The organism is Paenibacillus sp. VT-400 (genome assembly GCF_001029205.1).
In the GTDB taxonomy this organism is placed as follows: domain Bacteria; phylum Bacillota; class Bacilli; order Paenibacillales; family Paenibacillaceae; genus Paenibacillus; species Paenibacillus amylolyticus.
The window spans coordinates 904,102-917,124 of sequence record NZ_LELF01000067.1; the positions used below are offsets into that span (position 1 = coordinate 904,102).

The following is a 13,023-nucleotide window of genomic DNA, read 5'->3' on the forward strand; positions in this document are numbered from 1 at the left end:
TGCAAAATCCATTCGTATATGTGTGTGAAATCCCGTATAATGGAAATTATTAAGGGGGTGCAGATGATGTGCAGATATGCCTTGTCAGGACCATATAAAGACATCTATGCATGTTTCATTTGTCGCAAATCATTTAAACAAGTTTCCAGACATGACCTGAGCCCTGAGGTGGTGGCACAACTTGAATATAAATGCCCGCAATGTGCCACGTCTATGGTCAGCATGGGACAGGATTTCCAGGCGCCCAAGCAAAATGATACCAAACAATGGACCAAAGTGATGATGTTGTATCGTCATGGTTTTACCTATCATAATTGCGGGTGCGGGGCTGGATATCGCCCGGCTGATTTACGTGAATTATCCGATTTTCTGGAGCAGCAAGAAGCTGGTAAAGGCAGTGAAGGCAAACGATTATTGCAAAGGTTAACTTCTTAGTTATGGTTCCAAAATCCAACCTGTCGTCTATGGAAATGTTGAAAATACAGGTGAGCACGTTGTATACAATCAATGAGCAGAAGCGTCTCATAAGCATTAACGAGCCAGGTGGTGGGCAAGCTCCGGCCATTTTTATCGGTATGACTTCTGCTGGTTCACTGATCTATTACCATGAGCAGTTACCGCCGAATCTAATCGATGAGTTGGCTAAGGATAGCGAGCTTCCGTTGGATATTCCAAAACTGATTCGAAAGGTGGAAACCTTTGAGCCAGTTAACCGTGTGTGGATGGGACCCGCCTATGCTTTTCCTGAGTTATCTCACGAGTGGAATCAGAAGGTTCAGTTGATTGGTCAGGAGCAGCGTTATTTGCTGGCAGAGCATTTTCCTGAATTAACAGATCACTTATATGAAAAAAGCCCTGTTGCCGCTTATGTTATTGGGGATTCTGCTGTGGCAGTGTGCCGCTCCGCGAGGCTCTCCAATCATGGGGCGGAAGCGAGCCTATATACGGCACCCGGTTATAGAGGACATGGATATGCAGCGGAGACGGTAAAGTGCTGGCAGTATTATGTCAAGGAGCGTGGGCGCATGCCAATCTACAGTACATCTTGGGATAATCTCGCTTCACAGCAAGTTGCCCGTAAACTCGGATTAATTCAGTTCGGTGTGGATTTCAGTATCACAACTGTGGATTTGAGGAAGGACTGTGATGTCTGATGATTCGCACTTTCGTACAAAAGGATCTGAAGTATGTCATTGAAGCGCATATCCGAATTTATCGAAACGAGTATAATTATGATCATAGCTTTGCTGAATTTATCACCCATGCGGTGAATTCGTTTGGAATTAAAGGCAATCATTCGAGGGAGATGTTATGGATTGTTGAGTTAGATCAGACAGCTTCCGGCTCCATAGGACTTACTCAGGTGAATGAAAATACGGCTCAACTTCGCTGGTTTCTGATCGAACCGGAAGCACGTGGTGCAGGATGGGGCGTGAAGCTTATCGAACAGGCAATTCTTTTTGCAAAAGAAAAGGACTACACATCCGTGATCCTGTGGACCAATGAGTCTTTGATCGGCGCGCGTAGATTATATCAATCCGTGGGCTTTGAAGTGAGGGAAATCCGCAAGCAGATGTTGTCAGGTCAGGAGCTTACCGAAGAACAATGGGAACTTGTTCTGTAGTTGGCCGGGGGCTTGAGCATGAAAGCCGAGTCTGTTGCGTTAACTCGTTGTTGAAAGGAGTGGTACAGTGAATCAGAGAAGACTGATTCTGGGTTTGTTATCCGTATGCACAGCATTGACGGTAGCAGATGTTCGATTCGGACAGAAGACCAAGCATTATCAACAACCATTGAAAGCAACCTGCAGCAGATGGTTAGCGATCCTGTCCTCCTGACCAGTAGTAATCCGAATGATTATATTGCTGGTAACCGGGAGGCTTACGACGACATCTTGAATACGGGTGAGGCAGGACTGCCTTTCCTGTTACAGCAGCTCGAATCCAGTCCGGATAATGGTCTTAAGGAATGGATCATGGCTCAGGCAAGTACTGAACTGCTTGGAGAGCTTAACCCTGTAGAGGCGTGGCATAGTGGCAAGGACTGGCTCAGACAGTATAAAATGAGCGTAGAATAATGGCTTATCTTCTCTATAGTACCTGACTTAGCGGAAGTAATGGAGGGGGCGGAATCGATTCTGAAGAAGCGATAGCGTTCGCCTTTGTCTCCGAATTTATACATCTATAAGGTTATTCAAGAAAATTTGGAGACAACAGCGATCAGAAGAACGATCCGTAACCGGAATGGTTCCCGCAAGCCGTCAAGCACTGTAGTGTGTGATGAGCCGGAAGTACAAACCTCACCTCCAGTCAGCATGAGCAACATTGAGAGGTTCTTGGAACCCGAAAGAATACATTATAGAGGTGAAATCCTTGACTAAGAAAATTGCTTTTTTTGATTCAGGCATCGGTGGTTTAACCGTTTTGCATAAGGCATCACAACAGTTTCCAGAAGAAAAATTTCTGTATTATGCGGATACCTTGCATGTCCCCTATGGAACGAAGTCTGCGGATGAGGTTAGAGGACATATTTTTGATTGTGTGGAAGCCATCGTTCAGGAGGATGTTCAAGCAATCGTGATTGCTTGTAATACAGCAACAAGTCTGGCTGTGAAGGATCTGCGCGCCAAGTATGATATCCCGATCATTGGCATGGAGCCTGCGGTGAAACCAGCCGTGGAGATGAATCGCAACAGTGGGAAGAGAGTGCTTGTATTTGCCACGGCCCTCACCTTGAGCCAAACCAAGTATAACGAACTGGTATCACGTGTTGATGATCACCACAGTGTCGATTCCATTGCGTTGCCGGAACTTGTGGAATGGTGTGAACAGCTGGATTTTGATCCGCGCAAAATCGCTGATTATTTCCGGTTCAAACTGGCAGATCTTGATCTTCAAGGGTATGGCACAGTGGTGCTTGGCTGCACGCATTATCCATTCTATACGTCCATTCTGCGCACGGTTCTGCCCGATCATATACAGATCATTGATGGCGGTACAGGTACAGTGAACCATCTGAAGCAGCGGCTTGGACTGGTGGCTCAACATGGAGACAGAACAGGGGAACAGGTCACTTTCCTCAGTTCATCAGGCCGACCGGAAGAGCAGGAGAAGATGTACAGTGCACTTCAATATCTTGAGATGAACTCCAAGTAAGTTACACCATAGGAGGTGATAGCTATGCAGTCGATTTATCTTATCCGTCACGCCAAGGCCACAGGGCAGGAACCTCATGCAGAGCTTACAGATGAAGGGATCAGGCAGGCTGAAAAACTTGCAGATATCTTGGCTCATCATTCCATAACGTATATTGTCTCCAGTCCATGGAAAAGGGCTGTTCAGACGGCTATGCCACTGGGCATAGCAACGCTGCAACATATACATACGGATGAACGTCTCCAGGAGAGGGTACTTAGCTCTCTTGATCTGCCTAACTGGATGGATGTATTGAAACGTACATACGATGATGTGGATTGGGTGGAAGAAGGCGGGGAATCTTCGAGAAACGCGGCTGCAAGGGGGCTGGCACTACTGGAAGAGTTGTGGAGCAGACCGGAACAGCATGGGGCCGTGGTTACACATGGAAACTTGTTATCCCTGCTTATTCGTGAGTATGAACCATCCTTTGGTTATGAAGAGTGGAGCAAACTGTCTAACCCGGATGTGTATGTGCTGGAGCGACAACGACCAGATGCAGGGTTGTCCACCATTCGAAGAATTTGGACAGATTAAACAGCAAAAGAGTGCTCCAGCGATATTATATCAGCCAGAACACTCTTTTCGTTTATCCACGGGGCATATTACAATGCAGCAATCATGATCATAACCCATCCAGCCAAAAATGCGACTCCGCCAAGTGGGGTAATGGCTCCCAATCTGCGAACACCCGTTACACTTAAAACGTACAGGCTGCCAGAGAACAGGATGATCCCGGCGAACATCAGCCATCCGGCAAGCATGACGAGTGAAGAGGATTCAAGACGGTCTGCCAGCAGTCCGATCAGGATGATGCCAAGTCCGTGGATGAGGTGATATTGAACACCGGTTTCATAGATTTTGATCATGTCAGCGGATAGTTTGCGCTTGAGCGCGTGTGCACCAAAAGCACCCAATGCAACAGCCAGGAACATCATAATACTGCCGAGTATAATCAGGGTTTGCAATGTGTTTTTCTCTCCTTTTAAGGGTAATTAGATATAACATCAAGGTGTACTGCACGAGTGTTGTCTACAGTTTGCGCAATTGAATCTGCCCAATGGAGTGATCGGCTTCCTTTTTCAGAATCAGTCTGGCACGTCCTTTGGTTGGCAAAATGTTTTCATGCAGGTTTTTCGCATTGATATCTTGCCAGATCTGGTTGGCCGTACGTACGGTTTCTTCTTCATCGATATTGGCGAATCGTTGATGGAAAAAGGAATCTGTGTTCTGGAACGCTGTATTGCGGAGTAGCTTGAAACGCTCAACGTACCAGTGTCGTATATGCTCTTCTTCCGCATCAATGTAGATGGAAAAATCGAAGAAATCACTAACCAGCAAAGGCGTTTCCTTTTTGATCTGAAGTACATTGATACCTTCAATAATGAGAATATCCGGTTGACAGATCTGCTTCTCTTCTCCTTGAATGACATCGTAGGCGAGGTGAGAGTAGACGGGTGCTTTCACTTCGGGTTTGCCAGATTTCACATCACCCATGAACTGAATCAGGGATTTGATATCATAACTTTCCGGGAATCCCTTGCGGTTCATGATGCCCTTCTCTTGCAGCACCGCATTGGGATATAAGAAACCGTCGGTTGTGACAAGGTCAACCTTCGGGCTGTTCTTACCTCTGGCGAGCAGTGCCTGTAGCAAGCGGGCCGCTGTACTTTTGCCCACGGCAACGCTTCCCCCGATTCCAATGATGTAGGGGGTGGGGAGGGCTTCTTTTTTCATAAAGGAGGCCGTCAGTTGATTCAACTCTCGTGAAACTCTTGCATATAGGTCAATAAAGTGGGTAAGAGGCAAATATATATCTTCGACTTCTTGAATCGATACCTCTTCATTCAATCCCTTTAACTGTTCTAATTCGGCTTCCGTCAGTGGAAGAGTGGTCTGATGTTCTTTAAGTTCAGCCCATTCCTTGCGGTTAAACTCGATGTAAGGAGAGTATAAATTCATGAGATCCCGCTTTCTGTATGTAATATAATTGTGGACACAACCTTTAGTGTATCAAATTTCAGGAAACTGACAACACCTTTACATTGTGCATTTCATAATGCCTTTCGTCAAAATGGAGCGAAAAACAACTTACTAGGAAAGTTTAACCCAATTTATGTTAAAGTCAACGTATACCATGCGGAAGGGTGACAGCACATGATCGTATATGAGAGAGAGCATGATTTTGTTTTGACCGCACAGCATGAGCATGGATTAGTAGCCGGAGAGATGGCTTCCCACTGGAAAAATGAATTATTAGCCGATGCTGCGCATCGGGATGAATTGATTCTAGCGGCCAAGGAACATGACCGTGGCTGGATTGAACTGGATTCGTCTCCGTTCTGGAATGATTACAGTCAGTCGCCGTATTCGTTTCGTGACTTTCCATTGCGTCCGCGTTTTGTATTCTACCATAAAGGGATTGAAGAAGTTCGGCAGAAAAACCTCTACGCCGGATTATTGTGTAGCTTGATGTATACGGAACTGTTTCAGAAAAATCTGGGGGCCAATGCTCAGGATGATGATGAAATCCGAGATTATCTGCAGCAAGAACACGAACGTCAGTTGAGTTGGGAGAAACAGCTTGGTGGTGATGCTGAGGCACTGAAACAGAGGCTGCAAAGTGATGTGGAGATCATGCTTTTCTGTGATCAGCTCAGTCTGTTTCTCTGTATGGAGGAACCGGGAACCCCTGCTGCGCGTTATGATTTTTTTGCAGAAGGGCTCAGTTGTACGTTTGATGCCTGTTCCAGACAACCTATTCAAGCAGAGTGGTTATCCAATGAAAAAGTAGGCCTGTCGTTTTTCCCGTTTGATGAGGACTTTACGATCGTTTTGCCTTATAAATCGGTGCCAAAGGCAAGTATCCGCAAATTTGGTATGCAACAGGCTTATCGCCGGGCTGAATGGAAGGAACGCCGGGTGTTGATTACGGAATTGAACTGAGAACTGGAAACTCCAGGCTTGAGGAAAGAGCAGCATAGAATATCACAAAACAGGCGGGCTTCTAATGTACAGGTGTACAGGGCGTCCGCCTTTCGTATGCATATATATCATCATAGACTATACTGTGAGACCGGTGAAAATACCAATGAATCAGAGTGGGAATAAAGAAGGAAAACACAGGTTATTCCCAGAAATGTTAGTGTACAGCAGAGAAGCGCACGTTAGCAGGAGGACGAATATGGATACTAGAATAGAGATATTAACGATGTGTATGGTATGGGACAAAATGAATGATCAGGTGTTGTTAATGAATCGGCCGGACCGCAAAGGATTTCCGGGATACATTGCTCCTGGGGGGAAGGTAGATTTTCCGGAGAGTATCGTGGATGGTGCCATGCGGGAGGTTCTGGAGGAGACGGGGCTAGTAGTTAATGAAATTACGTATAAAGGGCTTGATGAGTTCTGTGATCCCGAACAAGGATTGCGGTACATGGTATTTAACTATTTGGCGACTTCATTCGAGGGTCAGTTATTGCAAGATCCGCCCGAAGGCGAACTGTTATGGGTGCCTATGAAGCGGGTTTTTGAGCTGCCTATGCAGGATTGGTTTGCTGAACGTTTCCCACGTTTTTTCCAAAAAGGCACTTTTGAGCGGAGTGTGATCTGGGAGAAGTCATCCGGCCGTACGTTGCAAGAGACATTTATGGTGTATAGCGATTCCGTACTTGAACAGAGTGTGACCCGATAAGTTAAACCGTCAGAAGGAGGAAAAATCATGGGATACCAGCATGCCCTGCAAGGATACAGTGCGGCGACGCTTGATGGGGAATGGAAATTAATCCATGAGCATTTAAGCTTGGGTTAGGATAAAAATAATGCCTCATATTGTATCATCCATATCTATATATTTATATCCAAATATTATGATATAATGAAGTTTACTATTTTTATAGGAGATGACTAGTCTGTGGGTAATAGTGTGTGATTAATAGATTTAGTAAACTAGTTTGTTGAAATGAAGAATGATATATTTGTAGATTTGCCATACATAGGCTTCTGCAAACAGAACGTAAATGAATATTGTACGATGAAAAGGTGGAGATTGGCATGAAATTGTCGTTCCGGATTTTGGACTGGGAAGAAGAGAGACCCTACGAACTTTTGTTGATGGCTGATCCTTCAAAAGCAATTGTGGATGAATACCTGAGTCGGGGTGTTTGTTTTATTGCCGAGTATGAAGGAGAGATGGTTGGGGAGTTCGTATTGTTGAAGACTCGTCCAGAGACTGCGGAGATTGTTAATATTGCCGTACAGGAAGAACTGCAGGGACAAGGTGTAGGCAAACACATGATTAAGGAAGCGATGGAAGCTGCACGTAGATTGGGATGCCGAATTCTCGAGATTGGGACGGGCAACTCCAGCTTTCATCAATTGAAGTTATACCAACGTTGCGGTTTTCGCATTATCGGGGTTGATCGTGACTTCTTTGTGAGGCATTATGAGGAAGAGATTATAGAGGATGGTATCCGCTGTGTGGATATGATCCGTATGGCCATAGATCTGGATGCTGTTACAGAGGATGAAAACGAAAGGAAGAGTCCTTAAGTGAATCGGCATACACATATTGGGGTATATGGCTTGGTAGCTTGGGAGGGCCAATTCCTGTTGATTCATAAGGCTCGCGGAGCATATCAGGGGCAATGGGATTTACCAGGCGGAAGGCTGGAATTTGGCGAGCAGCCAGAGACTGCTCTTCATCGTGAGATTGAAGAGGAGACGGGCCTGACCCATCTACAAGTGATGATTCGTTCTGCGGAGTCTACGGTACTGGAATGGGTGTATCAAGGTGAGCCGGAAGAGTTGCACCATATCGGGATGTTGTATGATGTTGTTTTGACCGCAGCCAGTCAGCCGGATCATATCAAAAAAGAACCCGATGGTGAAGATTCGTTGGGCGCGGACTGGTTTACACTGGAGCAAGTTAGAGATCTTTCCCTAACGCCGTTTGCAGAGTATATGATTAGCAAAAGTACATCTTAATGTGCATCCTCAACTTTATTGTTAACTTAAATTTGATGAATCCAAAGAAGCTGCTCGGATAATTTATGTCTGGGCCAGCTTTTTGCTGTGGGTCTCCTGAAGAAAACCCCAATTATTTGTTGAATGTGACGTCAAATGGTTAATGTTTAACTTGACGGTTTGTTTTTGCACATAATGGACCACAATTCAATTAAGGAGGTAAAATGGGAGATCGTATGCCTATTTTGTTGTAATTAAGTGTTCGTTGTTCTGCTCAAATTGATCGATTTATTCGATTCATCTAATTTATGCATCAATTGAACTAAAAATAGGAAATGCTCCTGAGCGTAAAAGTTTATAGAATAGATAGTAGAACATGGACTTCACTTGAAGAAGAGGAGAAAGTGTAACCTTCGAACGGATCAGGACAGTATTCGACATCTGTGCGACGGTATATACAATCATTGTTTTACTTTGATTTTGAAAACGCAGACAAACCTTGACGGGAGCGTCGGACTAACGTTACTACCACCAACAGCACGATTATTGGACTTCATGAAAAATTTCGCTTAAAATGTTGAACGAACGCAAATTACGGCTTAGTCAATGATTTCCGTCAAAAACTTATGACTAAATCAAGACGGAGGGAACGTCGATGACGATCGTGGAAGGCAACAAGAAGCCCTGGGAAAGTTACTATGGCCCCAATATGGGATACGTACAGGAACAATATGAATTATTCACTCAAGACCCTGGTTCGGTTACACCGGCTTATCGTGAACTATTTGAACAATGGGGTGCACCGCCGATGTCTGGCAGGGATGCACGCACAACCTTGAATTCCGGCAACGCCCAATCGGCTTCCGGAAGCGTAGACATTCAACTATTACAGAAAGCGGTTACAGCGGGTAAACTGGTATGGAACATCCGCACCTATGGTCATCTTGCTGCAGATATAGATCCGCTTGGAATCAGTGAAGATACAGACACATCTTTGCTGGAACCTCAGCATTTTGAATTAAACGAAGAAGATCTGAAAGCTTTGCCTGCTTCCCTGATCTGGGAAGGTGCAGATGGGCAGACAGCAACCGGATGGGATGCAATCCAACGTTTGCGTCAGATATACACTGGACCCATGGCCTACGAATTCAGTCATGTGCACGAAGTTCAAGAGCGTGAGTGGCTGAATCGTCGTGCGGAATCTCGGACATCACCGGCTCCACTTACGCCGAAAGAACGTAAGGCTTTGCTGGAACGTTTGGTTGAAGTCGAGCAATTTGAAGATTATCTTCACAAAACATTTGTTGGGCAGAAACGTTTCTCCATCGAAGGTAACGATGTGCTTGTGCCGATGCTGGATGAAGCTGTTCGCATCATGGCAGAAGCCGGATCAAGCCACATTCTGATGGGTATGGCCCACCGTGGACGGTTAAATGTACTGGCTCATGTTTTGGGCAAACCGTACAGCAAAATTTTCTCTGAATTTCATCATGCTCCGAACAAAGATTTGGTTCCATCGGAAGGTTCGACTGGGATCAACTACGGTTGGACGGGGGATGTCAAATATCATATGGGTGCCAACCGTTTTGTGAAAGACGGGGAAACTGTACAGGCACGCCTTACTCTGGCGAATAACCCGAGCCATCTGGAATACGTTAATCCGGTTGTACAAGGGTTTGCTCGTGCGGCTCAGGATGACCGTCGTGACCCTGGGTATCCGAAGCAGGACGTGACGAAGGCAGCTACCATTTTGATGCATGGTGATGCAGCATTCCCTGGAGAAGGGATCGTTGCAGAGACGCTTAACTTCAAAGCTCTGCCAGGATATCAGAATGGCGGAACCATCCATATTATCGTCAACAATCGTCTGGGTTTCACTACAGATAGCAGTGATTCCCGTTCAACGTACTACGCAAGTGACCTTGCTAAAGGGTACGAAATTCCGATTGTACACGTGAATGCGGACAATCCGGATGCTTGTATTGCAGCCATTCGTATGGCAGCCGAGTATCGCAATCGTTTCAAAAAGGATTTCCTGATCGACTTGATCGGTTACCGTCGCTACGGCCATAACGAAACCGATGATCCCGAAACAACTCAACCTATCGTTTATGACAAGGTGAAAAACCATCCAACGGTAAGCCACTTGTATCAGGATCAGTTGAAAGAGGAATCGATTATCGATGATGCATCCATTACGAGCATTCGCGATGGAGTAACGAACAAATTAAAAGAAGCTTATGACCAGATGAAGAAAAATGAAGTACATGAATATTATCAGCGGAAAATCAGTGAGCCGGAGGCTGTTACGATTACTCCGACTGCGGTACCGCTTGAGAATCTTCGCAGCATTAATGCCGATCTGCTGAAATGGCCTGAGAACTTCAATGTGTATCCGAAGTTACAGCGAATTTTGCAACGCCGGAGCACTTCCCTGAACGAAGGGGAAAAAGTGGATTGGAGCCTTGCGGAGACACTCGCATTTGCAACCATTCTGGCAGATGGGAAGCCAATTCGGATTAGTGGACAGGATGCCGAGCGTGCTACATTCGCTCATCGGAATCTGGTGTTGCATGATTCGGAGAATGGAGCAAAGTTCTGCCCATTACATCACTTGCCACAGGCAAGAGCATCCTTTGCAATCTATAACAGTCCGTTGTCTGAAGAATCCGTTGTTGGATTCGAATACGGATATAACGTATATTCACCCGATACACTGGTCATCTGGGAAGCTCAATTCGGTGACTTTGCCAACTGTGCACAGGTTATCTTTGATCAGTTTGTATCAGCGGGTCGTGCCAAATGGTCTCAGAAATCCAGTCTGGTCATGTTGCTTCCACATGCGAATGAGGGTCAGGGACCTGAGCATACAAGTGCTCGTCTTGAACGCTTCCTGCAGCTTTGTGCAGAAGACAACATGACGGTTGCCAACTTATCGAGTGCTTCGCAGTACTTCCACTTGTTGCGTCGTCAAGCTTCCTTGACTGAAACGGAAGATGCTCGTCCACTCGTGATGATGTCACCGAAAAGTCTCATTCGGAATCCGCGTGTTGCTTCACCGGCAGTCGAATTCAGTGAAGGCAAGTTTGAGCTTGTGCTGGAGCAAGCCGGACTGGGTACACAGCCGGATCGCGTAGAGCGCATTATTTTGTGCAGTGGCAAGATTGCTATTGACCTGGAAGATGCTTTTGAAAAAGATAAAGCAGATTGGTCATGGCTTCACATCATTCGAGTGGAACAGCTATATCCGTTCCCGGCAGAAGAGATCAAACGCATACTCGCACGTTTCAGCAATGTAAAAGAACTGGTATGGGTGCAGGAAGAAAACAAAAACATGGGTGCCTGGACATACATGGAGCCTCGTCTTCGTGAAGTTGCCCCTGAAGGCACAACCGTTAGATACGAAGGTCGCCCGGAACACGCAAGTCCTTCCAGCGGTTATCAGCTTGTGCATAGTATGGAACAGCAACAGATTATTACATCTGCGTTGAAACAAACGACGAAGAATAATATTCCACTGGGGAGGTAACAGCTGTGAGTGAAATTAAAGTACCTGCAATGGGTGAGTCAATAACTGAGGGAACTGTTTCCAGATGGATGGTTAAAGAAGGGGATACCGTTAATCAGGGTGATGTACTTCTTGAACTGGAAACGGATAAAGTAAATATTGAGATCAGCGCAGAAGAAAGTGGCGTGCTGGAGAAGATCATTCGTCAGGAAGGAGAGACGGTCGAGATCGGTGAAACGATCGGTACACTCTCAGCTGGTTCTGGAGGAGGAAGCGGTGCACCCGCTTCCGAACCAGCAGCTGAAGAGAAAAAGGCCGTTACTCCTGCACCTGAAGCTCCAACACCACCATCGGCACCTGTTGCGGCAGCGCCAGAGTCATCTGATAGTGCTAAGACGGCTTCACCGTCTGCCCGTAAGCTTGCACGTGAACGTGGTATCGAACTGGATCAGGTTCAGAGCAAAGATCCGATTGGACGGGTATACCAGGATGATGTGAAGAGCCATAACAATCAGGCGCCTGCTCCTGCTGCTCCACCTGCGAGTAAAGCTCCAGCAGCACCAAGTGCTCCGGCAACTGGAAGTTCTACCTATACCAAACCAGTGGAGCGTCAGCGGATGTCTCGCCGTCGTGCAACCATTGCGAAACGTCTGGTAGAGGCTCAGCAGACAGCAGCCATGTTGACTACGTTTAATGAAGTTGATATGACTGCGATCATGGATGTACGTAAACGCCGTAAGGACAAGTTCAAAGAGAAACATGAGATTAACCTGGGCTTCATGTCCTTCTTCACCAAAGCGGTTGTGGGGGCTCTGAAAAAATTCCCTACAATTAACGCAGAGATTGATGGCGAAGATGTTGTACTCAAAAAGTATTATGATATCGGCATCGCCGTATCTGCGAAGGAAGGACTGGTTGTACCGGTTGTGCGTGATGCAGATCGTCTGGGCTTTGCCGAGATCGAGAAGAGCATTGCGGACCTGGCATCCAAAGCTCGTTCCAACACGCTGGCGTTATCTGATCTGCAAGGTGGAACGTTCACCATCACCAATGGTGGAACATTTGGTTCCTTGTTGTCTACGCCAATTCTGAATACACCTCAAGTGGGTATTCTGGGGATGCATAAGATCCAGCTTCGTCCAGTGGCGATTGATGCAGAACGGATGGAGAACCGTCCAATGATGTACATCGCGTTGTCCTACGATCACCGGATTATCGACGGTAGTGAGGCTGTTCGCTTCCTCGTAACCGTGAAAGAACTGCTTGAAGACCCGGAATCCCTGTTAATTGAAGGTTAATCCATAACGTTTGAACATAGCTATTATTCATATCGCTTAACAAGAAAACCCCTGAACT

Annotated in this window: 14 protein-coding genes; 12 read left to right on the top strand and 2 right to left on the bottom strand. The window is 46.1% G+C overall.

Annotation, left to right across the window (positions count from 1 at the left end):
• Nucleotides 1–63 precede the first annotated feature (63 nt).
• From EL84_RS14845 to EL84_RS14870, 6 genes are all read left to right on the top strand, one after another.
• The gene (locus EL84_RS14845; RefSeq protein WP_321163442.1) at nt 64–435 is read left to right on the top strand and encodes a hypothetical protein; all 372 of its coding nucleotides are present in this window, start codon (nt 64–66) and stop codon (nt 433–435) included.
• A 59-nt stretch (nt 436–494) separates the two neighbouring features.
• Nucleotides 495–1,154 (top strand): GNAT family N-acetyltransferase, encoded by a 660-nt coding sequence (locus EL84_RS14850; RefSeq protein ID WP_161799433.1) that lies wholly within the window; start codon nt 495–497, stop codon nt 1,152–1,154.
• Nucleotides 1,154–1,624, top strand: coding sequence for a GNAT family N-acetyltransferase (locus EL84_RS14855; protein WP_053061501.1), 471 nt, complete (start codon nt 1,154–1,156; stop codon nt 1,622–1,624). Before EL84_RS14850 ends, EL84_RS14855 begins: the two co-directional genes overlap by 1 nt.
• A gap of 105 nt (nt 1,625–1,729) precedes the next feature.
• Nucleotides 1,730–2,077: a hypothetical protein gene (locus EL84_RS14860; protein WP_053061502.1), complete on the top strand. Its 348-nt coding sequence runs from the start codon at nt 1,730–1,732 to the stop codon at nt 2,075–2,077.
• A gap of 295 nt (nt 2,078–2,372) precedes the next feature.
• Nucleotides 2,373–3,155, top strand: coding sequence for a glutamate racemase (gene murI / locus EL84_RS14865; RefSeq protein WP_053061503.1), 783 nt, complete (start codon nt 2,373–2,375; stop codon nt 3,153–3,155).
• Nucleotides 3,156–3,179: 24 nt separating this feature from the next.
• Nucleotides 3,180–3,731: a histidine phosphatase family protein gene (locus EL84_RS14870; protein WP_047842232.1), complete on the top strand. Its 552-nt coding sequence runs from the start codon at nt 3,180–3,182 to the stop codon at nt 3,729–3,731.
• A 68-nt stretch (nt 3,732–3,799) separates the two neighbouring features.
• Here EL84_RS14870 and EL84_RS14875 read toward each other — a convergent pair whose 3' ends face one another.
• Nucleotides 3,800–4,162 (bottom strand): DUF423 domain-containing protein, encoded by a 363-nt coding sequence (locus EL84_RS14875; RefSeq protein ID WP_047842233.1) that lies wholly within the window; start codon nt 4,160–4,162, stop codon nt 3,800–3,802.
• A 64-nt stretch (nt 4,163–4,226) separates the two neighbouring features.
• Entirely contained in the window at nt 4,227–5,156 is a 930-nt protein-coding gene (gene coaA / locus EL84_RS14880; protein WP_036610217.1) for a type I pantothenate kinase, read from the bottom strand.
• 195 nt (nt 5,157–5,351) lie between these two features.
• On the opposite strand from coaA, the gene EL84_RS14885 reads away from it, so the two are divergent.
• The 6 genes from EL84_RS14885 (at nt 5,352) to odhB (ending at nt 12,965) form a co-directional block, all read left to right on the top strand.
• Nucleotides 5,352–6,140, top strand: a complete 789-nt coding sequence (locus EL84_RS14885; protein ID WP_047842234.1) for a DUF3891 family protein — start codon at nt 5,352–5,354, stop codon at nt 6,138–6,140.
• Between the two features lie 238 nt (nt 6,141–6,378).
• Nucleotides 6,379–6,888: an 8-oxo-dGTP diphosphatase gene (locus EL84_RS14890; RefSeq protein ID WP_047842235.1), complete on the top strand. Its 510-nt coding sequence runs from the start codon at nt 6,379–6,381 to the stop codon at nt 6,886–6,888.
• Nucleotides 6,889–7,247: 359 nt separating this feature from the next.
• The gene (locus EL84_RS14895; protein ID WP_036610208.1) at nt 7,248–7,745 is read left to right on the top strand and encodes a GNAT family N-acetyltransferase; all 498 of its coding nucleotides are present in this window, start codon (nt 7,248–7,250) and stop codon (nt 7,743–7,745) included.
• On the top strand, nt 7,746–8,180 hold the full coding sequence (locus EL84_RS14900; RefSeq protein WP_036610206.1) for an NUDIX domain-containing protein: 435 nt from the start codon (nt 7,746–7,748) through the stop codon (nt 8,178–8,180).
• Between the two features lie 634 nt (nt 8,181–8,814).
• Nucleotides 8,815–11,688, top strand: coding sequence for a 2-oxoglutarate dehydrogenase E1 component (locus EL84_RS14905; protein ID WP_047842236.1), 2,874 nt, complete (start codon nt 8,815–8,817; stop codon nt 11,686–11,688).
• Between the two features lie 5 nt (nt 11,689–11,693).
• Nucleotides 11,694–12,965, top strand: coding sequence for a 2-oxoglutarate dehydrogenase complex dihydrolipoyllysine-residue succinyltransferase (odhB, locus tag EL84_RS14910; protein WP_047842237.1), 1,272 nt, complete (start codon nt 11,694–11,696; stop codon nt 12,963–12,965).
• The last annotated feature ends 58 nt before the right edge of the window (nt 12,966–13,023 follow it).

Excerpts from the sequence above, each read along its gene's own strand:
- EL84_RS14870 (WP_047842232.1), top strand. The coding sequence starts at position 3,180 with ATGCAGTCGATTTATCTTATCCGTCACGCCAAGGCCACAGGGCAGGAA.
- EL84_RS14885 (WP_047842234.1), top strand. The coding sequence starts at position 5,352 with ATGATCGTATATGAGAGAGAGCATGATTTTGTTTTGACCGCACAGCAT.
- coaA (WP_036610217.1), bottom strand. The coding sequence starts at position 5,156 with ATGAATTTATACTCTCCTTACATCGAGTTTAACCGCAAGGAATGGGCT.
- EL84_RS14905 (WP_047842236.1), top strand. The coding sequence starts at position 8,815 with ATGACGATCGTGGAAGGCAACAAGAAGCCCTGGGAAAGTTACTATGGC.
- EL84_RS14860 (WP_053061502.1), top strand. The coding sequence starts at position 1,730 with ATGCACAGCATTGACGGTAGCAGATGTTCGATTCGGACAGAAGACCAA.
- EL84_RS14845 (WP_321163442.1), top strand. The coding sequence starts at position 64 with ATGATGTGCAGATATGCCTTGTCAGGACCATATAAAGACATCTATGCA.
- EL84_RS14890 (WP_047842235.1), top strand. The coding sequence starts at position 6,379 with ATGGATACTAGAATAGAGATATTAACGATGTGTATGGTATGGGACAAA.
- EL84_RS14855 (WP_053061501.1), top strand. The coding sequence starts at position 1,154 with ATGATTCGCACTTTCGTACAAAAGGATCTGAAGTATGTCATTGAAGCG.
- EL84_RS14895 (WP_036610208.1), top strand. The coding sequence starts at position 7,248 with ATGAAATTGTCGTTCCGGATTTTGGACTGGGAAGAAGAGAGACCCTAC.